This is a genomic window from Mycoplasmopsis californica, assembly GCF_000695835.1.
Taxonomy (GTDB): Bacteria; Bacillota_I; Bacilli_A; order Mycoplasmatales; family Metamycoplasmataceae; genus Mycoplasmopsis; species Mycoplasmopsis californica.
Map to the genome: position 1 here is coordinate 275,337 of NZ_CP007521.1, position 22,389 is coordinate 297,725.

18 protein-coding genes and 2 tRNA genes are annotated in these 22,389 nt (G+C 30.4%); 15 read left to right on the top strand and 5 right to left on the bottom strand.

Annotated elements, in window-relative coordinates:
- Positions 1-272: 272 nt before the first annotated feature.
- On the top strand, positions 273-1,634 hold the full coding sequence (locus MCFN_RS01190) for a dihydrolipoyl dehydrogenase (RefSeq protein WP_038561394.1): 1,362 nt from the start codon (positions 273-275) through the stop codon (positions 1,632-1,634).
- Between the two features lie 53 nt (positions 1,635-1,687).
- Here the strand turns inward: MCFN_RS01190 and MCFN_RS01195 are convergent, their stop codons facing one another.
- The 5 genes from MCFN_RS01195 to cypl form a co-directional block, all read right to left on the bottom strand.
- Positions 1,688-2,089 carry a hypothetical protein gene (locus MCFN_RS01195; protein ID WP_038561397.1) on the bottom strand — a complete coding sequence of 134 codons (402 nt, stop codon included), beginning with the start codon at positions 2,087-2,089 and terminating at the stop codon, positions 1,688-1,690.
- The gene (gene gltX / locus MCFN_RS01200) at positions 2,083-3,483 is read right to left on the bottom strand and encodes a glutamate--tRNA ligase (protein WP_038561399.1); all 1,401 of its coding nucleotides are present in this window, start codon (positions 3,481-3,483) and stop codon (positions 2,083-2,085) included. Before gltX ends, MCFN_RS01195 begins: the two co-directional genes overlap by 7 nt.
- Before the next feature lie 147 nt (positions 3,484-3,630).
- Positions 3,631-5,385: an ABC transporter permease subunit gene (locus MCFN_RS01205; RefSeq protein ID WP_038561402.1), complete on the bottom strand. Its 1,755-nt coding sequence runs from the start codon at positions 5,383-5,385 to the stop codon at positions 3,631-3,633.
- Positions 5,349-6,101, bottom strand: a complete 753-nt coding sequence (locus MCFN_RS01210; protein WP_038561404.1) for an ATP-binding cassette domain-containing protein — start codon at positions 6,099-6,101, stop codon at positions 5,349-5,351. The genes MCFN_RS01205 and MCFN_RS01210 overlap by 37 nt, the downstream gene beginning before the upstream one ends.
- Before the next feature lies 1 nt (position 6,102).
- Positions 6,103-7,470: an ABC transporter thiamine pyrophosphate-binding lipoprotein p37/Cypl gene (cypl, locus tag MCFN_RS01215; protein WP_051604551.1), complete on the bottom strand. Its 1,368-nt coding sequence runs from the start codon at positions 7,468-7,470 to the stop codon at positions 6,103-6,105.
- A gap of 379 nt (positions 7,471-7,849) precedes the next feature.
- Between cypl and gyrA the strand changes: the two genes are divergently transcribed.
- From gyrA to MCFN_RS01280, 14 genes are all read left to right on the top strand, one after another.
- Complete coding sequence (gene gyrA / locus MCFN_RS01220) at positions 7,850-10,534, top strand: DNA gyrase subunit A (protein WP_038561410.1); 2,685 nt, start codon at positions 7,850-7,852, stop codon at positions 10,532-10,534.
- A 29-nt stretch (positions 10,535-10,563) separates the two neighbouring features.
- The gene (locus MCFN_RS01225; protein WP_038561412.1) at positions 10,564-12,078 is read left to right on the top strand and encodes an MAG5620 family putative phospho-sugar mutase; all 1,515 of its coding nucleotides are present in this window, start codon (positions 10,564-10,566) and stop codon (positions 12,076-12,078) included.
- Between the two features lie 203 nt (positions 12,079-12,281).
- Positions 12,282-12,878, top strand: coding sequence for a 30S ribosomal protein S4 (gene rpsD / locus MCFN_RS01230; protein WP_038561415.1), 597 nt, complete (start codon positions 12,282-12,284; stop codon positions 12,876-12,878).
- A gap of 19 nt (positions 12,879-12,897) precedes the next feature.
- Complete coding sequence (gene rpmE, locus MCFN_RS01235; protein WP_038561418.1) at positions 12,898-13,110, top strand: 50S ribosomal protein L31; 213 nt, start codon at positions 12,898-12,900, stop codon at positions 13,108-13,110.
- A gap of 195 nt (positions 13,111-13,305) precedes the next feature.
- Entirely contained in the window at positions 13,306-14,307 is a 1,002-nt protein-coding gene (gene hrcA / locus MCFN_RS01240; RefSeq protein ID WP_038561420.1) for a heat-inducible transcriptional repressor HrcA, read from the top strand.
- A 2-nt stretch (positions 14,308-14,309) separates the two neighbouring features.
- The gene (locus tag MCFN_RS01245; RefSeq protein ID WP_051604552.1) at positions 14,310-15,131 is read left to right on the top strand and encodes a nucleotide exchange factor GrpE; all 822 of its coding nucleotides are present in this window, start codon (positions 14,310-14,312) and stop codon (positions 15,129-15,131) included.
- Between the two features lie 575 nt (positions 15,132-15,706).
- A tRNA-Thr gene (locus MCFN_RS01250) sits at positions 15,707-15,782 on the top strand.
- 3 nt (positions 15,783-15,785) lie between these two features.
- Positions 15,786-15,870, top strand: a tRNA-Leu gene (locus MCFN_RS01255).
- A gap of 254 nt (positions 15,871-16,124) precedes the next feature.
- On the top strand, positions 16,125-16,262 hold the full coding sequence (locus MCFN_RS03545; protein ID WP_158419985.1) for a hypothetical protein: 138 nt from the start codon (positions 16,125-16,127) through the stop codon (positions 16,260-16,262).
- Between the two features lie 24 nt (positions 16,263-16,286).
- Complete coding sequence (gene ruvA / locus MCFN_RS01260; protein ID WP_038561423.1) at positions 16,287-16,898, top strand: Holliday junction branch migration protein RuvA; 612 nt, start codon at positions 16,287-16,289, stop codon at positions 16,896-16,898.
- Positions 16,870-17,841 (top strand): Holliday junction branch migration DNA helicase RuvB, encoded by a 972-nt coding sequence (gene ruvB, locus MCFN_RS01265; RefSeq protein WP_038561425.1) that lies wholly within the window; start codon positions 16,870-16,872, stop codon positions 17,839-17,841. The genes ruvA and ruvB overlap by 29 nt, the downstream gene beginning before the upstream one ends.
- 148 nt (positions 17,842-17,989) lie before the next feature.
- On the top strand, positions 17,990-20,632 hold the full coding sequence (secDF, locus tag MCFN_RS01270) for a protein translocase subunit SecDF (protein ID WP_038561428.1): 2,643 nt from the start codon (positions 17,990-17,992) through the stop codon (positions 20,630-20,632).
- Positions 20,633-20,679: 47 nt separating this feature from the next.
- The gene (gene truB / locus MCFN_RS01275; RefSeq protein ID WP_038561430.1) at positions 20,680-21,522 is read left to right on the top strand and encodes a tRNA pseudouridine(55) synthase TruB; all 843 of its coding nucleotides are present in this window, start codon (positions 20,680-20,682) and stop codon (positions 21,520-21,522) included.
- A gap of 16 nt (positions 21,523-21,538) precedes the next feature.
- The gene (locus tag MCFN_RS01280; protein ID WP_038561433.1) at positions 21,539-22,378 is read left to right on the top strand and encodes a YcsE-related riboflavin metabolism phosphatase; all 840 of its coding nucleotides are present in this window, start codon (positions 21,539-21,541) and stop codon (positions 22,376-22,378) included.
- The last annotated feature ends 11 nt before the right edge of the window (positions 22,379-22,389 follow it).

A 22,389-nucleotide genomic window follows, 5' to 3' on the forward strand; every position in this document is an offset into this window, starting at 1 on the left:
TAAGTGTATTCAGATTAAATTATTTGTATTCTTTATTTTTCATAGTTATAGATGGGTTAATAGGTTAATAATATATTAAATTTATATTGATTTTATAAGACAGTGAAACTTCTTTAATGTTTAATAACTAAATATTGTTTTTTAATGAAAAAGTGTTTTTTTAGCTAAAATTTTGCATAAATATTGATTTTTTATAAAAAATATAAATATTATTTGAACAAAAAAATAACTTTATGTTTATAATAAAAAAAATAATACACTAGGAGGAAAAAATGGAACATTTTGATGTCGTTATTGTAGGTGGGGGTCCTGGAGGATATCCTCTTGCTATTTTACTTAGTAAAAAGGGCAAAAAAGTCGCATTAATTGAACGTAAGAATTTGGGCGGAACTTGCGTTAACGAGGGTTGCATTCCATCTAAAACTTTAATAAAGTCAGCAAAAGTATTTGAAACTGTTTTAAGTGCTGATAAATTTGGCATTAAAACCAGCAATCCTGTGCTAGATTTTGAAAAAGTTCAGCTACGTCGTAAAAATAACAAAATAGTAATTAATAACAAAATAAAACAACAGCTTTTAGATGCTGGAGTATCAATTTTTGAAGAAGAAGCGAGCGTTATCAATGAACATACAATAAGTTTGTTAAGCACTAATATTACATTTGACAAATTGGTAATTGCAACAGGATCAAGAGCACGACTATTGGATATTCCTGGTTTTAGCGAGTCTTTAAAGAGCAAGGATTTAATTATAGCCTCAGATATTTTGGAATTAGATTCATTACCTAAAACACTTAATATTATAGGGGCTGGTCCAATTGCCCTTGAAATGGCTTATTTATATTCTACTTTTGGCACAAAAGTTAACATCATAGATTCTGGAACTTTTATGCATAAATATGATTCGGACCTTGCCTTATCAGTTAAAAATTATATTATGCAAAGAGGTATCAAAATTTACGAAAATACACAAATTCTAAGTATGGACGGTAAAAAATTACGTGTTAAAACCAATGAATTAGATGAGGAATTAATAGCGGATAAAACCTTGCTGGCTGTGGGCCGTCAAGCGAATGTTGAATCATTTAAAAAATTGAAACTAGAGTTAGGTTCAAACGGATTTGTTAAAGTGGATGATCGAATGCGTACGAGTATTGAAAACGTTTATGCCCTTGGAGATGTGACGGGAATAATGATGTTATCATCTGTTGCTTATCGTAGCTCTGATATAGTAGCGCGTGAAATCTTAGGTCTAAAATCTAATCCTATAAACAGCAATCATATCGCATGAAGTGTTTATTTAAATCCAGAGTTCAGTGGCGTAGGTTTGACTGAACAACAAATTGAAGCTGAGGGTATTGATTATGTTAAAGTAATAATGCCAGCTAATTCATTGCCTCGTTCATTAGCTGATGGTGCAGATAATCAATATACCTTTGTGAAAATTTTGGTTGAGAAATCAACACATAAAATTCTTGGTGCTTTCATGTTTGCGGAAGGTGCTCATTTATTGATTAATCAAATTTCTTTTGCGATGCAAAATAATATTACAATGGATAAATTGCAAGATGTTACTTTTACACATCCAACAATCGCAGAATCTCTATATTACATTTGAAAAATGAACGCATTTTAGTTTTAATTGCCCATTTTTTGAAAAAAATCAAGCCAGTTTAGTTGGCTTGATTTTTAATCTACTAATTCAATATCGATTTTAAAAGTACCTATTGGATCATTATCCTGAGTGAGTAGTTCGTATTCAAAGTTAAATACATTGTCGCGGAATTTAGTTTTATATAAATAGCTTTTAAATCTTAATTCTCCGTGAGGGTTGTATACCACAGTTTTATTGTGCGTTTTTTTGAGTCTTAACTGGACGGTAGCGACATTATTGTTAATATTTATGCTTTTGGGATTTAATTCAATTTTTGTTTTTAGATTGTTGTCAGGGTCAGAAAAAGAAATTATTTTGTAATCAATTTTTTCACCATCTTGTTCGATAGTTTCACTATAAAATTCAGCTTCAGCTTTAAAATTAGCGATATGTTCTTGGCCGTTTTGTAGGGCGATTGATTTAAATTTAATTATCATTTATTTAATCTTTTTAAAACAACTTCTTCACCAAATAAAAAGATTGCTTTTGCCAATTCGGGACCATGTTCGGCATAAGTTGAAGCTTTTCTAATTGGCATAAATAATTTTTTTCCACTTACTCCTAATTCATCTTTTGTTTCATTGATCGCTTTTTGAATGTTTTCAATAGTAAAATCAGTATTTTTTAACAATTTATAAAAGTGTTTTGCAACTTTAATTTCTTCGTCATTTAATCCAAAATCGCATTTATCATGATGCTCTTTATATTGGTTATAAAAGTTTCTTAATTCAGAAATAGTTCCGCAGCTTTCTTTGAAGGTTTCAATAAATAATTTGTTTCAATTATCGTTTGCATCGATATTTAACATTGTAGCAAGTTGATCTGTGGTCTGATTTTTAAAGTATTGTTTAGAAAATCAATGCATTTTTACAATATCAAATTTTGAAGGAGATTTAGAAAGACGTTCAGGTTCAAATTTTTTAATAATCTCTTCTTTAGTCATTAATTCAGAAGCGTCCGCTGCAGTTCAACCCAAAAGTGCTAAAAAGTTAAAAATAGCTTGCGGCACGTAACCTTCATTGCGATAGTCCTCAATAAATTGTTTTAGTGACGTATCACGTTTTGAAAGTTTTTTTCCTTCCATGTTCGTAATTACCGTTAAATGACCAAACTGTGGATGTTGCCATCCTAAAGCGTTGTAAATTACAAGTTGTTTTGGGGTATTTGTAATATGTTCTTCCCCGCGTAAAACATGTGTAATCGCCATATCAAAATCATCTACAACGACAGCAAAATTATATGTTGGATAGCCATCTGATTTCATAATAACTCAATCCCCAATATCGGAAGAATTGAATGAAATACTTCCTCTAACTAGGTCATTCCAAGCTAATTCATTATTTTGTGGCATTGCAAAACGAATTGAATATGCACCATTTGCATTTCTTTTTTGTCTCTCTTCCTCAGAAATTTTTAGTCAATTTCTGTCATATTTAAATGAAGGGATACCTTTAGCATCCGATTCATCATGCTGAGCTTGTAATTCTTCGGGTGTATCATATGCTTTATAAGCACATCCAAGAGATATTAATTTATTTGCAATTTCTTTATAGCGATTTAATTTTTCACTTTGACGATAAGGTCCGCAATTTGGATTTGGATTTTGCGGACTTTCATCAGGAATAATGCCTAACCAAGCAAGGTTTTCAATCTGACTTCTTTCACCATCGATAACGTTTCTTTTAACATCAGTATCTTCTAATCTAAAGATAAAATCGCCATTAAAATGTTTAGCAAAAAGAAAAGAAAATAGTGCAGTTCTTGCTCCGCCAATATGCAAATACCCTGTTGGACTAGGGGCGTATCTTGTTCTTATTTTATTTGAAATCATAGTAGTAACCTCAACTCATTTATATAATGCTAATATTATAATTATATGAAAAAATATTTTTTTCACTCAACAAAAAAACACACCCATTTTTGTTGAGTGTGGTTAATATAATTGATTAAAATCATATTTTCGAGTATATTTTCAGTATTAATATGATTTTTTAATTTTTTTAAGTAATAAATAACTGCTCAAATTAATAAATAAAATCGAGATAGTACCTATTCAAACATAAGTCATAGCTTTTTCGGGATGAAAATTTCTAGTGTCCATATTAATGGTGATTTGGGTGCCGATTGTTAATTTATTTTCTGAAAAAATAGAATATGTAATCGAAGCTCTAAAGATTAATTCAAAATAAAATGTCGACATTGAGATTAGATCGAATTTAATTGAAGGTAATACATATTTAAAATAAATTGCATTATTTGAATAACCTTGCAAGCGCATATTAGCAATAATTTCTTCGTCAAGAGAATCTATTGCCTCAGTTATTTGCTTTGACATCGAGCTCATTTCGTGAATTCCGACTACAATAAAAATTATTGTAATTGCTGAAGTGAATAATGGTAAAAATAGGTAAATAAAGACAATAGTAGGTAAAATTCTAATCAAAACATTTAACATTCGAAATGAAAACGCAAAGTAAGTTTTATTTAGTTTTATAGACTGCAATCTTATTGAAATTAAGGTTAAAATTATGCAAATTGCAAATGATGCAGTACTGAATTGAAAGGATTCTCAAAAAATTAATATTGGATTATTAGCTGTTAAATTAGAAAAAATACTAAAGCCACTAAAATCTGGATTAAATAAATATTTAATGAATTGCACGGTGTTGTGTGCATTAACAGTTAAATATCGAGTTGTAGCTAGTGTATAGATAGTTATCCCCACAAAGATAAGATATATACACGAAAGGATAATTTTACGAATATTTACTATTTTACTTAATTGTTCGTAGTTTGCAAAAGAGAATTTATGTTTAACTTTTATTTCTCTTGATTTAGCTTCAAAAAGATATTTTTTGAAGAAAATGTTAGCAATTTCGAGGATGGCGACAAAAATCACAAGCACTAATAATGGGATGCCTAATTGAGCAAAAAGAGAGGTAGATGAAGAGCCATATTTTATAAGAGCGCCGATTCCTGGAAGACCTAAGGTACCAAGAATTGAAGATCATCGAATGTTTGATTCGAATGAAAAAATGAATAGAGCATTAAAGCGATGTTTGACACGAGGGAATATCTCTTTTAAAAAAGCTTTAAACGGCGAATTACCTTGATTCAGTGACACGTAAAATGGTCGTATTTCAGTATTTTCAAGTATGTCAATATAATATTTGTGTAATCATAATCAAGTGAATCATGAATAAACAAGCAATAAACTAAATTCAAATCTAAAAGTCCCTGATATAACTAAAATAAAGACCAGTTCAGGAATAGCTCTTAAAAATAATAAAAGAAACTTGAATATAACTGCAATATATTTATTTAAACCTTTGCTAAAAGATAAATAAGCTGTCAATACAGCGAGTAAAAAACCGATAAATGTACCGGTCAAAGCATTTTGAATATTTATTCATAATGCTTTAAAACTGTCAACTCATAAATTTGTGTATTCACCACTAAACGATCCCGTCACATAATCACTTTGATTCTTAAATTGAAATAATTTAACTATTTTTTGTCCGACTAAAGACCAGTTATTTCATTTGAAGTTACTGCTTTGTGCATAAAATGCTCAAAAAACTATTGCAATAACAAACAAAACTAAAAGATGTTTAAAGATTGGATGAATTTTTCAAGAAGTAGAGCTATTTGATTTATTGTTCCAATACGAATACTTAACACCTTTTCATCGTTTTGTTATGTTGTTTTTTGAATTGCTTTTTTCAGTTCTCATTCTTCAATTTCGCTAGTTTTTTTATCGATTGTAATAGTTGAATTATTAATTACTATTACACGATTAAAATGTGTTTTAATAAAACTGAGGTCATGTGTTATCACAAGAATTGTTTTTTGCATTTTATTCATTTTTTTCAGTAATGTCAGTACTTCTTCACTGGTTTGATTATCAAGATTTGAAGTTGGCTCATCAGCTAAAACGATATCTACATCACGTATAAGTAATTTAGCAATTTCTATTCTTTGTTGTTGCCCTCCGCTAAGTTCGCTAACGCGATAAAAAGCTTTATCTAGAATCCCTAGAGAGTCTAGTATTTCAAATATTTTTATTTTTTGATCATTAGCAATTATGCTAAAAATCTTAAAGATAAAATTTTTGTAATCTACATAATTTCTTTTGATGTTATCATAAACATCTTCTGTATTAATAAGGTTTGGTTTTTGTGTTAGGAAGCCAATTTTTTTTATTATTTTTTTTCATTGATTTCGGTCGCAATCATAAATGTTTTTACCAAAAAGTTTAATTGTCCCATTTTGAACATTAACTGCCCTTACCAGAGCTTTGAATAGAGTGCTTTTCCCAATACCACTGGGACCAACAACCGCAACCATTTCGCCTGGTTGGATTTGTAAATTAAGATTACTTAATACTGAATTTTGACTAGTTTTATACTGTAAATTTACTGAATTTAACTCAATTATATTTTTATTCATACTATTGAATTTGTGGTATTTCTTTAACTAAATTTTGTTTGCTTTCGGCTTGTGCTTGAAGTTGAGCGAATTTTCTAAATTGCTCATAGTTTAGTTGCTTGAATTTATTATATCCGGTGTAAATTCCATACGTGTTTTCTTTTAGTGATAAAGATTCAAGAGCTTTACCAATTAGCTCAGCTTGTTTTTCTGATAAACCTTTACGACCTAAAACAACATCATATGGAGCGGGGTTAGTTAGAGTTAGTGTCCGTATAACTTTATTTGTTGGATCGTCATATGGCTTCGAGCTCATAAATCCGGTAGGTTTATAATTATTTGAAATAGCATTGTGTTCAGTTCAGTTGTAGGCGCCTTCATCGTCAAAACCGATATGTGCAGTTTTTCCGTTTGAATTAGCCTTACCTAGCTGATCTTTAGTTTTTCCAATAATTATGTTTTCATTTTGAGATTGCAAGTACTCATTAACATCTTTTAATGTTTTACCAAAGTGGCGTGCTAGAAGTGCTGCTTGATATTTGTAACCGCCCGCACTATCTTTTTTTCTATAAACTATTCCGTGAGAAATGAATTTTTCTCAATTTTTTTCTTCTCAATCTTTAATTATTTGGTCTCTTTTTTCTTTATCGCCGGCAATTAAGATTGCACCGTGATAAACATATGTAAGCTTGTCTTTTTCATAAAAAGTTGAGTATTTGGAACCGTCAAATTCAACCTTTTTAGCAGCTTTTGCTTTATCTCAGTCTGGATATTCAAAACCGGTTTCTTTAACTCATTTTTGATTATTTTTTTCAGCTGCAATTCTTAATTTATCATCTTTTAATCCATCAGTATAAAAATCGGTATCTTGGCTTTGTCAAGTAAATTTAAGAGTTGCACTTTGTGCAACGAATTTGAAAGGAAATTTGTCTTTTAGCTTATCTCCCTCATATAATTCATTAAGATAAGTTGCGTAGTTTGCGATAAAAATGTCTTTTTCTGAATTGTCATTTTCAAGTGTTGAATAGTATTTTGATTTATCATAATCAATTTTTATATCAAAAGACACATCGGGAAGATCTTTTGTTAATTCATCTTCATTTTTTAATTTATTAAAACGAGACGCTAAAGTTGTTAAAAAAGTTTTTTGGATTTGGGTTTGAGGTTTGCCGTCTTCAGCTAAAAATCCTGGATTCACCCAAGCATTTGTAATAGTAATTTTAGTGTCTCATGCTTTTTTGATATTTTCGCGAATTTGGTCTGTTGGTGTGGTGTCCTGAGGCTTTCTATTAGTTGGAGCATCATTAGAACATGAAGCTGCAACAAATATTCCTCCGGTACCAAGTGTCAAAGCAGATAATATAGTTATTATTTTTTTGTTAATTTTCATATAAAAAATACTCCTTTGACAAGGAATATAAAACTGGACCTAGCAACGCACGAATTACCGTGATCTGCTAATAGGTATGTTCTCAGCCACAAAAAGTAGCACCCTTGTCTATAAAATTATAACAAATGAACCTATTATGAATAGATTTTGTCAATTTGTTCTCATAATAATGCTCTTTTTATCATTTTTACTTAGATTTAGTTAAATTTGTTAATATTCTTGGAGATATTTTTGACGTTTTCAATAGATTTTGTGTGTATTTTGTTCAAATATTTCCTAATATTTTTGTACTATTATTTATTTTGCATTATTAAGGAATAAAATTTTTAATTATTAGTATAATATTAATATTAAATATTTAAATTTAAATGGAGTTGTCATGCCAAAAGAAAAAGATTTAGAAAAAAAATCATTGGAAAAGGAACTTGATACCTTAGGTACTGAAGAGTTAAATGAAGAATTTCTTCCTGAAGAAGAGTTGTTTGTTGCGTTTAAAAATGAAACGGCGCAAACTGAAACAAATGATGATGAAGAAGAAATACCGCAGAATAAAGAGGATTATGTAGTTCAAAGTCAAATTATTGATGCTCCACAAGAAGGTCTACATCCGGTGCAAATTGATAAAGAGATGAAAAATTCATTTCTAGAGTATGCAATGAGTGTTATTGTGGCACGGGCATTGCCTGACGCAAGAGATGGTTTAAAACCTGTTCATCGGCGTATTCTTTTTGATATGAGTGAGTTAGGGATTACACACAACTCACAACATCGCAAGAGTGCTCGTATAGTTGGTGATGTTTTAGGTAAATATCACCCTCACGGAGATTCTTCGGTTTATGAGGCTATGGTTCGTATGGCCCAAGATTTTTCGATGCGTTATCCACTAGTGGATGGTCATGGTAATTTTGGCTCAATTGACGGCGATGGTGCCGCAGCAATGCGTTATACAGAGGCAAGAATGTCAAAAGTTGCTTCTGAAATGCTTGAAGGAATTAAAAAAGACACAGTTAATTTTGTGGATAACTATGACGCCAGCGAAAAAGAACCGGTTGTTTTGCCATCTCGTTTTCCAAACTTGCTAGTTACCGGAGGTTCAGGGATTGCGGTTGGTATGGCCACAAATATACCACCTCATAATTTAGTCGAAGCAATTGATGCAACAATTGCAGTTGCAAAAAACCCTGACATTACAATTGATGAAATTATGCATCACATGCCTGGCCCCGATTTCCCGACAGGAGCAATAATTGTTGGTAACTCAGGAATTAAAGATGCTTATAGCACAGGTCGTGGATCAATTACTATTCGCTCAGTGGCTCGTGTTGAAGAATTTGCGAACGGTCGTAGTCGTATTATCGTGACTGAAATACCATACGAAATTAAGAAAACAGCAATTATTGAAAAAATTGCTGAATTAGTTAAAGATAAAGTTGTTGAGGGAATTTCTGATTTACGTGATGAAACAAACCGTGAGGGGATTAGAATTGTAATTGATGTAAAAAGAAATATAAATCCGCACGTTTTATTAAATAAGCTGTATCGCCAAACTAATCTACAAGTCAATTACGGAGTTAACTTTGTTGCCTTGGTGGATGGCGAACCTAAATTATTGAATGTTAAGCAAGCTATCGAAGTATATTTAAAACATCAAGAAGAAGTTGTTACAAGAAGACTGAAATTCGATTTAGAAAAAGCCAAAGACAAACTTCACGTTTTAGAAGGTTTAAAAATTGCTGTTGAAAATATTGATGAGGTCATTGCAATAATTAAAAAATCTAAAAATGATGCTGAAGCACAAAAAAGTTTAGGTGAGCGTTTTTCACTGAGTGAAAGACAAACGAAGGCAATAGTTGACATGCGTTTAGGTCGTTTAACTGGCTTAGCAATTGAAAACATGATAACTGAAATGAATACACTTATCGCTGAAATTCAATATATTGAATCAATTTTAGCCGATCGTGATAAATTAATTGAATTGATTATTTCTGAATTAAAAGAAATAAAAGAAAAATATTCTGATTCACGTCGGAGCCAAATTAATTTGGAGTTAGGGGCTAAAATCACAGATGAGGATTTGATTCCACAAAGAAATGTGGTTATAACAACCTCAACCAAAGGCTATGTAAAAAGAATTGACTTGAACGAATATAAATTGCAACGCCGTGGTGGTGTTGGAATAACTACGATGAAAACTTATGAAGATGATGATGTTGCATCGCTTGTAACTTGTTCAACTCATACAGATTTATTGTTATTTTCTAATCACGCACGCGTTTATAGAATTAGAGCGCACGAAGTTCCGGAAATGTCTCGCCAATCAAAAGGGGTGCCATTTATTAATCTTGTACCTTCCCTAAATGTTAAAGAAAATGAAAAAATTATTTCAATTTTACCAATTGATGACTATGATAGCAGTCGCTACTTATTTACGTCAACTAAACATGGAATTATTAAAAAAACTAAACTTAGCGAATACTCAACTATCCACGCCAGTGGAAAATATGCTTTTAAATTGCAAGATGGCGATGAATTAGTTCGAGCAATGATTATTGATGAAGAAGCGATTGTTATTTTAGCAAACAATAATGATCGGGTTGTGAAGTTTCTTTCAAGTGATTTCAGACCGCTTTCACGAACGGCGACAGGTGTTAAAGGAATAAATTTAGGTGAAGATGAAGAGGTTATTTCAGCTTCAAGCAATAATGAAGGTGATTATGTTTTAACAATCGGTGCCTTAGGATACGGTAAATTAACCCACCATGATGAATTTAGACTTGTTAAGAGGGGTGCTAAGGGAGTTATCGGCATTAAAGCCTCATCAGCTGGCAAAATTGTGTTTTCTCGTTTTGTAAATCAAGATGATGAGTTATTAATTATTACTTCAGGTGGACTAACAATCAGAATTCCTGTGTCACAAATTAGTGAGATAGGCAGAAATTCAAAAGGTGTTAAGATCATTAATCTTAAAAATAATGAACATATTAAAGGTGTTGAAGTTATTAAAAACAATGCTGAAATAGAGGAGAAAAGCACTGAAAATACTGAAATAAACACACACAATTAAGATATTAACATTAATTTAAGGAGTTTGCAATGCAGGGTAAAATGGATTTTTTAAAAGATAAAATTGCAAGAATTGCTAATTCATTTGTCTTTTATGATATAACTGAAAAAAATCCTGTATCAACAAATTCTTTTTTATTATTAGCACAAGCGATTAATCAAAATATCGATTCTAAGAGCAATATTTTAATTTCTTTACAGGGTTTTAGTCAAAGTCAATATATCTCAAAGTTTGCTAAATTTTTGCAATACAGTGGCCACACAATTTATGAGTTTGATACGCCAACTTCAACTCCTTTTATGGTTGATGAATATGCTATGAAGCTACACAAATTGGATTATTTATTTAAGATAACGGTTGATTCAACAAATTCATTAGTTAGAGTGCATCTTTACAACAAGGATTTAAAACCTTTAAATTCTGAAAGTCTAAATAATATCTATCAAATATATATTCAAAATAAACCATTTAATTTTAAGTTTAGCGCTCAACCATTAGTTAGGTTAGATTTTGAAGGTTATGTCAATATTTTGGCAGGTAAAGAGGAAATTTTAAAACCTTTTGTGGACATTAAACCGCGTTATAAAACCATGAGTTTATTAACCCATCGAAACCAACAAGCACTAAAAATTATGCGTAAGATATTAACTAATTATGCTAATGAATATCGGATTAAAAATCGTAAAATTTCGGTAAAAAGATTGAAAATAAGACTGAAATTATTCAAAAAAACTTATTCTAAGCTTGGTATAACTAATGTGATTCATTTCGATGAAATAAATCACATGAATTCATTTTTCTTTGTAAACAATCGCTATCGTTTTTTAGATTATCATACTTTAGCTTTAGTCTATTTGGACTTTTATCTTCAAGAGTATAAAAGAGCTAAGTTTGAGGTACAAAAATTTAAAGTTTTAATTCCTTTTGACGCACCATACAGAATTAAAGAACTCTTAAAACAATATAGCGTTCAATACTCATATTTTGACGAAAACACCTACAAAGATTTATTATTAGATAAAAGCTATGTTTTCGCATACAACAGCCAGGGTTTTATAGCGAACCCTAAATATTCAACGGAAATTAATAATTATTACTTTTTCGCTTGCTTAATTTGGATGTTAAACTCCTATGCTAATCGTAATAATTTGTTAAATTTTAAGCTCGAACAAATTGAGCAACAATTTGGGCGAATAAAAACAATTACACGCACTAAAAAAATTAAAATGTATAACAACATCGCATTAATTCGCTTTTGCAACTATCTTGCCAAGCAGGGGAATAATAAACAATTTCAACATAAAATAATAGGATGTTGAGAAGGAAATAGATTTTATTTATTTTCGGCTTCAAATGAAAAAAAACACCAAATAATTTTTTATTACGATTTTGAAAAGCTTGAATTAAAAGCTGAAATTCGTTTTTGCATGAGTTATAAGTACAAAAATCATTTTTCAGTATTTGATTGAGTAAAAGCACTGAAATATATACAAAAAACATTTAGTAATTTTAAAATTTTTATTGATAAAAAAATTGCGAAATAATAAAAATACATTTTCTTAAAAAAATTTCAATTTAAATAACTTTATTATATAATTGAAAAGCATATTACAGCAGATTATCATAATAAATAATTAATGGTAGTTCATTTGAGTTGAAAGTAAGGTTGCTGCAAACTGAAATCATTAAACTAGCATTATTTTATTAGAGACAATCCCTTTTGATGTTTTATGCAGAAAGAGGAAAAATGAGATATACAGGTCCAGTTTTTAAACAATCACGCCGTTATGGTTTTTCAATTCTAGAAACAGGTAAAGAGTTCTCAAAAGGTAAAAAAAGAACTTATGCACCAGGCCAACATGGTAATAAACGTGTTAAATTGTCAGACTACGGTTTACACTTATATGAAAAACAAAAAGTTAAATTTGTTTATGGTTTAACTGAAAAACAAATGAAAAAATTCTTTGAAAGAGCATCTAAAATGAAAGGTGTTTTAGGTACTAACTTAATTCAACTTCTTGAATCTCGCCTAGATAACTTAGTTTATCGTTCAGGTTTTGCTAACACAAGAAGACAAGCACGTCAATTAGTTGCTCACAACCATTTTATTGTTGATGGTAAAAAAGCAAATATTCCATCAATGACAATTAAAGTTGGTCAGACAATTACTCTTAAAGAAAAATCACAAAAAAATGTACAAATTACTGCTAATTTGGAAGCAAAACAAACATCAGCTTGAATTAGCTTAAAAGGTTTCGACGCTAAATTTGACCGTTTACCTGAAAGATCAGAAGTATTGCCAGAAATTAAAGAAAACTTAGTTGTTGAGTTCTACTCTAAATAATTAAGGTTAGGAGCTAAACATGAGAAAAGATATTCACCCACAATACAACATCGTTGATGTTACTTGTTCAACCTGCAATACAAAATTTCAATTCGGTACAACTAAAACAGCTATTTCTGTCGACGTTTGCTCAGGTTGTCACGTTGTTTATACCGGTGACAGAGCAAAAACCAAAGCTACAGGTATGATTGATAAATTTAATCAACGTCTTGCAAAAACAGCTAAAAAATAATAATTAAAATTTAAACGCTAGACAGCGTTTATTTTTATTTAAAATAATTCTTTCGTTATCAAGTTAATTAAACAACTTAAACAAGCATAAATAGGTTAATTTTTAGAATTAACTCAAATTATTTGCAAAAATTAAATTTAGCACTCATATTCTTGCATTGCTAAATTATAAAGTGAATTATGATATAATAAACCTATGAATAGCATCGATTTAAATCAAGAATATAAAATAATTTTAAAAAGTATTATTCAACTATATATTGAAACAGGCGTCCCAATCGGTTCTAATGCATTGATTGATCGCTTTAAAATAAATTTTTCAAGCGCAAAAGTTCGTTATATTATGCAAAATTTAGAGCAAGAAGGATTTTTAGAAAAAACACACACATCAAGTGGTAGAATACCATCTGCACAAGGATATTTGTACTATGCAAAATATTTAGTCCCACATGATTCACAAACTTTGAGAGAAAAAATTAAAGATATTTTTGCTCACCGAAGACATAATATTGATGAAACTGTAAAAGAAGCTTGTCAAGTAATTTCTGATACAGTTGGTATCACCTTGGTAACTAGCGAAACGAATGAATCGAGTACACTTAAGAGTATTCAATTAGTGCCACTTAGTGATGCTGAGGCAACGGTTGTGTTGGTCACTTCTTTTGGAGAGGTTAGTCACCGTGTTGTTTCTCTTGATTTAAGACGAACAAATATGAATGATTTACGGATTGCGATTCGAATCTTTAAAGAACGTCTAATTGATGTACCAATTTTAAAATTAAAAGAGACTGCTGATAGTTTAGCACCAATATTAGCGATGCAAATAAAAAACTATGAAAGCATTTTAGAAAGTATGGTCAACAATGTTTTTGATTTTGAGTTAAAAAACAAAAACATTGTTTATGGTAAAGATAAAATTATTCTAGCTAATGATATTTCACGACCCGATTTATCAAATATACTATATTTAATTGAAAATCAATCTATTTGAAAAACAATTGAAAATGATATGGATGATGATTCGAATTTAAAGATTTCAATTCGTGATGACCATAGCTCAATTATTACTAAAAAAATCAGTGGCGATGCAAAAATTAAAGAGATAAGCCTAGTTGGCGCTAATCGAATGGATTATCGTCGTTCATTAGCTGCGATTAGATTACTTGAAGACTTAATTATTGACAAAGAGAAGGAATAAATATGGCAAATAAAATAGAAAACGGACAAAAATTAAATTTAAATATTAAGGTTTATGAAGGCGATAAATTTATTAAGGAATTATCACACCGTAACTTTGAATTTATTGTTGGAGAAAACCAAATCCACCCTGACATCGATGCTTTCATTACTAAAAAAGGATGATCAAAAAAATATAGTTTAATTGTTGATTTTAGCAATCATTCTGACGAAAAATACAATAATAAAATACTTAAATTTGATATATTGAACCTTTCAATGCGTTCAATTAATAAAAAAATTGATAAAAAAGATAAGTTAATTCAGGAACTAAAAGTAAAATTGGAAGAATCTGTGTCGGAGTTCAAATTGCTGGGCGAAAAATTTGTGGCATTAGAAGAAATAAATGATACTTTACGCACTAAGGTTCGCGAACTATCAAACAAAATCAATGCAAATAAAAGAATTACTGCTCCACAAGAGGAAATTGATCGCATTAAGCAATACGCAATGCAAAAATTCTTTGAAGACTTCGCCAATCCATACGCAACTTTGAAAATAGCTGTTGATTCGGGTTTAAATACACCCGATTCATCAGTTCAAACATATGTTGGTGGATTTAAAATGGTTTTAAGTATGATTGAAAATGTTTTTGGTGCGCACGGCTTGAAAATAGTTTCTCCAGAAATTGGTTCGGTTTTTGACCCTTCAACCCAAAAAGTCCTTGATTTTGAGGTTAATAACGATGTTGAAGCAAATACAATATTAAAAGTTAATTCAGCGGCATATTTACTTCATGACCGAGTAATTAAACCTGCACTAGTTATTCTAAGTAAAAAATCGTAATTAAGCTTGAACTTATAACTCCTATTTTATGAGTTATAAGTTTTTTATACGCTCTTTATAAGAAATATTAATTTTGATTAAATGGTATCACTAAATTACAATTATCTTTGTAATTAACATTACAGATAAGCATTATTTTTGATGTCTTAAAAAAGAGAATTGATTAGATATAAAAATATAATTTGGGGGATAGATGATTATATTCCGCTAGGGGAAAATATAATTTAGATCATCAAATGCATTATATGGCGGATTTCGATGATATCAAAAGTGATATAGACTAGTCTAAATTCATAGCAGAAATCGACGAACAACTTTTTGATAAATATAAGCTATCAACAGAAGAAAGAGAGTATATAAAAAAATTAATAAAATTTAGAAATGCTACATGATATAAGTGTTAAGCTTACCATTGCAACTATCACTTGTGATTGTTCAGTATAAATTCTTAAAGTAAAATGCCCCTCTTAAAAAATGGATGTATTTTACTTTAAGAATGAATAATTTATAATTATTAAAAAAATATTTTTTAAAATTTATATTTAAGCTATAATAGATAAGCAAACAAGCAATAAGCCGGCTTAGCTCAGTTGGTAGAGCAACTGACTTGTAATCAGTAGGTCGTAGGTTCGAGTCCTATAGCCGGCACCATATGCGCGAGTGGTGAAATTGGCAGACACGCTAGATTTAGGCTCTAGTGCTTCACGGCGTGAGGGTTCAAGTCCCTCCTTGCGCACCATATGTTAAATCGCCGCCACCTTTGTGGTGGTTTTTTATTTTTCCATTACCACAATATTTTCTTCTTGTAATCCACAGTTTTTCCAACATTAGAAATGTGCGTTATATTGGCTAAATGCTTATTTTTAAGTTATTTAGGGAAATTAAATTTAAAAATGCTGTACTTATCCACATTTTAGAATAAGAAAAAAGATAGGCTAAAAACACTATTTACAGTTGCTACAATTTTGTTGTAGGGAGAAAAAAGGAATTAAAATGAAATTTAGTCTATTTACAAATTCTAAAATTGAAGCTGATAACAATTTAAAAAATACTAAATACTACAAAACAGCAAAAGAATATCTTGAACTTTTGCCATTTTATAAATATCTAATATCGAATGGCGTGAGATAAACCCTACATAATAAGGAGAAATGAATGATTCTATATAGAATAGGTGAAATAGTATATAAAAATGGTGCAAATTTAATTTTCGAATCTTCTTCTGTTGGTTATAACCTAATTATGCCAAACTCTGAAAGAGTTGAAGCAAAAACAAAGTTAAAATTATATTTATTTGAGATAAATAACGACTATTATAAAGCTACTTATGCATTTAAAGATTTTAAGGAAAGATTACTTTTTGCTGATTTAATTGCGCTAAACGGGGTAGGACCAAAGGTTGCGTTTAATATGTTGAACAATGGTTGAGAAAAGATGGCATCAATGATTGCACTCGGGGATTTAGATGCTATATCTAAAACGCCGTACTTAAATGCTAAGGTTGCACGCTTAGCCGTAGCTGAATTAAGTGATAAATGGAGTAAAATAATCAATACTAAGAAGGCATCGCAAAATATAATGGCAGCAAATACAATTCAAGAAGCTAAGGAAACTTTAAAAATACTTGGTTTTAAAACACATAAAATTGACGAGGCTATGGCATCTATTGATGCAGCTAATGATGTTGAAACAATCATAGAGCAAGCAATGCATATAATGACAGGTAAATCGATGGAAAATGAAAATTCAAATTTTGCGTCCCAATAATTTCAATGAGTTTGTTGGCCAACCTAAACTTAAAACAACTTTACAAACAATGATTTCTGGTGCTAAACATCGCAACGAACCTTTGGACCACATTTTATTTTATGGTCCTCCCGGAACTGGTAAAACAAGTTTGGCAACAATTCTAGGTAATGAGTTAGATGTTAAAGTCCATTATTTACAAGGGGCTTTACTTGAGAAAAAAGCTGATATTTTGAGTGTTTTTACACAAATAAACACTGGTGATATTGTGTTTATTGACGAAATTCACTCAATAAACAAAAATGTTGAAGAACTTCTTTATTCGGCGATGGAAGATTACAAAATTGATATCATTATCGGTCCCGAAGGCAACACGAAGGTAATGAGAATGGCGCTTAAGCCATTCACTTTAATTGGTGCAACTACAAAAGTTAATTTACTTAGCCAACCACTACGTGACCGTTTCGGGTTTCAAGGTAGACTCAACCCTTACACTGAGGAGGATATCGTTGAGATAATTATGCGTGCCAAATCAAATTTAAATATTATAGGGCAAAAAGAGGTCTGAGGTTTAGTTGCTAAATATTCAAAAGCAACGCCTCGCGTTGCGATTCATTTAATTAAGCGAATATTTGACTTCTCAATTAATAAAAATGAAACAATTATTTCGAAAGATACTGTTCTTGAAACGTTTAAGCATCTTGAATTATTTGAATTAGGTCTAAATAGAGAGCATTTAGAATATCTTCGGGTTCTTTGCGATACATTTGGTGATAAGGCTGCATCACTAGATTCGCTTTCAGGAATTTTGAATTATCAAAAAGAAAATATAATTTATGAAATCGAACCACTTTTGCTCTATTTTAAATTAGTTGAAAAAAGTCCACGTGGCCGAAAAATAACTTCCCGCGGCATAAATTATTTATTAGAAAACTATCGCCATACGCAACAGGTAAGTGATTAATTACCTGTTGTTTGTGTATTTTACTGTGTTATTTATAAAAAATAAGCAACATCAATTTCTGCAAAAATTCACATGCTCGTAATATATATTTAATATATAATATAAATTAATATTAATCTTTATAATGTAGTATATAATTGGAAAACTTATGAATAAAATTAAAAGGTTCTTTCAAAAGCTTTTTAAAGCATCGACTTGGAAAAACTTTTTCACTTTAACAACGTGAAAAAGATGATTTTTATCATTTTTTATAGTTACAGCAAGTGTGTCAGCCGTTGCGGTAGGTACTACACTTTACACATCTAAAAATATTAAAAAATCAGTTGAGTATGGTGGTGGACAAGAGTTTTTGATTTCAATTGATAAATCGCAAAATGACCAGAAAAATTACTCAGCTGAACAGGTTGCTCGTTCAATTCAAACTAGAATTAACAGTACTAGTGATTATAACGATATTAGAGTTGTTGCTGAGGGAAATGACAAAATTAGAGTCTCAAAAACTGGTGCATTGAACTTTGAGGATCGCAAAAAATTTGAAAAATTAATTACTACAAAATCTACATTAATTTTTACAGATATTAATGGTCAGCCGCTATTCAGAAATGGTGAATTTGTTGAACCGACCGCTGATAACAAAGTTAATTGAGCAGAAGAGATTAAAAAACCAGATGGATTAAAACAATTTGTACCTCCTGTTGAGTCTTCTAAACCAAACTTTAATGGATTTGGAAGTGGCGGGTTTATAGTTAATGTACATTTTAAAAAAGATGCTGAAATTCAGTGAAATCACTTGAAAAATTACTTAAACAAAAAAATTGAAGCATCACCTAAAAATACTAAGGCCAATGTTTTATTAACTTGATTAAATCTTGACACCTTAGTTTCGATAGCTCAAAAAGAGTACTCAGCTGAGTGAAAAAAGGTTGATGGTAATCCATATAAATTTGTCTACATCAATGAGGATCCAAACTTAATACGAGGTAACGGTCTATTAAAAATCCACTCGATTAAAGCACAGAATTTTTTAATTAATCAACAACCAATATCAAGGTTTCAATTCGGCGATAGTTTCACAATCTTAAGTGATGCAAATGGTCAAAGATTATCTCAATCTGATGCTAACAAATTAGCAGATGAAATTTCATTTGGTACATCTAATTATGATTTACGTGTTATTTCATCAAATTTAATTCCGGCTACTCCCCAAATTAATTATGCATACACTCTTTCATTTATTGCAGCGGGTGTAATTCTTGTTGTCATGATTCTTATACTATTAATTAATTATGCCTTCATTGGACTTTTAGGTTCAATTACGCTATCTCTATATACCTTTTTATCCTTAACATTACTAGTTGGGCTAGGTGGTGAATATTCACCTGTTGCACTTGCTTCAATATTAATTGGCTTAGCGGTTTGTTTTAATGCAATTGTAGCAACGTTCTCAAGATTAAAACAAGAACTTTATCGTGGCGAAAAAATAAGGAAAGCAGTTGCGATAACTAAACGTAGTACATTGGGACATTTCTTCGATTCGAATATTTTAATGCTATTAATGTGTTTTATGTTCTTTTACTTCAGTTTGCAAAGTTTACGGACTTTTAGCATCGGCACCGTTTTTAGCGTAATATCGTTAATGTTTGCAACAATTTTAATTACTCGTTTTGCATCTTTAATTATTGTCGACACTAAAACATTTATTAATAAACCAGGATTACTTGGAATGCGTAGTAAAAAATTACATCCAAGTTACCAAGCCAAACTATCTGATTTTGATTTTATTAAAAGTACAAAATGAGTTGCGACATCTATTTTAATTTTTTGCATTGTAGCAATTGTTGTTTATGCAATATTTGCCGGAATTAATGGAAATTGAGCCCAAGGATTTAATCTATCGCTAGAATTTAAAGGTGGAACTCACGTTACAATTCAAGGAACTGAAACTTCCCCAATCGGTTTAATTCAAGCACAACAAATTAAAGATGCAATTATTAATCAATCAATTATTAAAAATGCAACAAATGTAATCAGTGTAAACGTAATTGATACAAATGGATTTTATAATGTGGTTATTAAAACACCAGAATTACTAACACAAACTCAATTCCAGCAATTAAAAGAAATTACTTCAAGTTTAAATCTAAATTTAGATCACTTACAATACCAAGTTAGTCCGCAACAAGGATTGAATTTCATTTTAAATTCATTATATGCATTTTTGGCAGCTGTTGTTATTGTTTTTGTTTATGTTTTAATAAGATACAAATGAACACACGCAATTTCAATCACTTTGTGAATGTTACTAGAATTTTGTTTATTGGTTGCTTTTGCTATTGTGGCACGTGTTGAGATTAATGAGTTAATCGTAATCGGCGTTGCTTCAGTGTTGTTATATTCAACTAATGATAAATTAGTTCTGATTGCTAAAACCAAGGAATTATTAGCTAATTTTTATCACAATGATTATGTTGAAGTGGAAGATATTAAAAAAGTTGCAAATATAAGTTTGCGCCAGAATTTAAAACGGAGCATTTATAGCTCAATGATCTTAGTTTTAATTGGCGTAGTTCTGATTGCGTTTATCTATCCAATTTCATTCTCGTTTGCCTACATTTTAATTTTCGGCGGTATTATTCTAGCGTTGTGTTCAAATTATATTTATATGTATTTGTGAACAAAATTAGAAATTAAACGTCACGTAGGAATTAAAAAACGTTTTTACAGCAAATATTGAGTTTTACCTGGTGTAGATGAGCAAATATTTCCTGGAATCAATGATTTTGTAGCTTAAACATTCATTTATCGCTTATTTAAGCGATTTTTTTATAAGGAGGCTTTATGTTTTATTTACTACACAAACCTAAAAATATTTCTTCATTTGCTTGCATTAAAAAATTTGCTCGTCAAATGAAAATTAAAAAAATAGGCCACAGCGGAACATTAGATCCATTGGCCAGTGGTCTTCTTCTACTCGCTACTGATGATGATACAAAACTTTTGCCATATATTAAGGATAAAACAAAAACGTATAAGGCTAGCATCATTTTTGGACAAGCTCGCTCAACATATGATGAAGAGGGAGAAATTACCCAGACTAGCGAAAATAAAATTAACGAAAGCGATTTAAACGCTGTTTTAGAGTGATTTAGAACACAAAATGTCCAAATACCACCTATTTTTAGTGCTAAAAAAATTAATGGTACTCGTGCATACGATTTAGCTCGCCGTAAGCAAGAAGTTCAATTAAAAGCTCAAAAAATAAAAATTCATGAAGCACAATTTATTTCATTTAACTACCAATCCCAAGAATTGGTCGTTAAGCTTAAAGTCTCAAATGGCACCTACATTAGGTCGCTAGCACATGATATTGGTCAAGCGTTCAATACATGCTCATACATGAGTGATTTAGAAAGAACTGAAATTTCCACATTAAACAATAATCTATTAGTAAACAATAATTTTGTTGCTATAATTAATGTCCTGCCTTTACTGAGTGTTGCTTCATTAATGTTGAGTGGCGACCAAATAAAAGTCTTGCAAAAAGGACTTTTATTGCCAATTGAGACAACTGATGGGCAATACGTTATCACTAACCAAAAAAACGGCACTCAGGTTCTAGGTATTATTGAGGTTGCGAATAGTTTTGCTCGTGTAGTTAAATTATTTGGCAATCGATTATAAAAATATGGGGGGTAAAATGACTAAACAAGCACTAAAAAATTCAATTAAATTAGCAGCTTTCGATATTGATGGAACAATTTTGCCATATACACAATCTCATTTTAGCGATACGATTACTAAAATGTTTAAGGAATTAAAGAATAAAAATATTTATTCAACATTAGCTACTGCTCGCGAATTTGTAACAATTGGCAATCTCGCTCAAAACACCCCAGACTTAGATTATTTCATCGGCGCAAACGGAATGTTTGTCTATGATTTTAAATTAAAAAAAATGATTTATGAAAAACCTATTGCTCTTTCTGAATTAAAAATAATTCACTCAGCGATTCAAAATATCGATCAAGCAATCGGTATGACAATCACTGATTTAAATTGGTGTTATTACACAGAAGGTACTGATATTAACACATGATTTTTAAGTCCGCACTACTCAAAAATGAAACCTATGGATTTCAATATGATGGATAAAGACCACTTACACATCATCACAATTATGTGCAAAAATAAGCAAGACACAGAAATTACAGTAACAAAAATTAAAGAAGTTATCAAACAAAACAATTTAGATTTAGATGTTAATTCAACATGACATAAAGGCTTGTTTATTTGCCCAAAAAATGTTACTAAAAGTGACACCATCGATTGATTAGCGAATTATTTAGGACTGAAAAATAGCAAAAACGTTATTGCTTTTGGTGATAGTTCTAATGATTTTGAAATGGTGAAAAATGCTGCGTGGGGAGTTGCAATGGAAGAGTGCGATCCTGAGTTAAAAAAGGTTGCCAAGGATATTGCTAAAAGCGTTAAAGAAGATGATGTTTATTTAAAATTAAAAGAGTTAAACCTGATTTAATATATAATTTT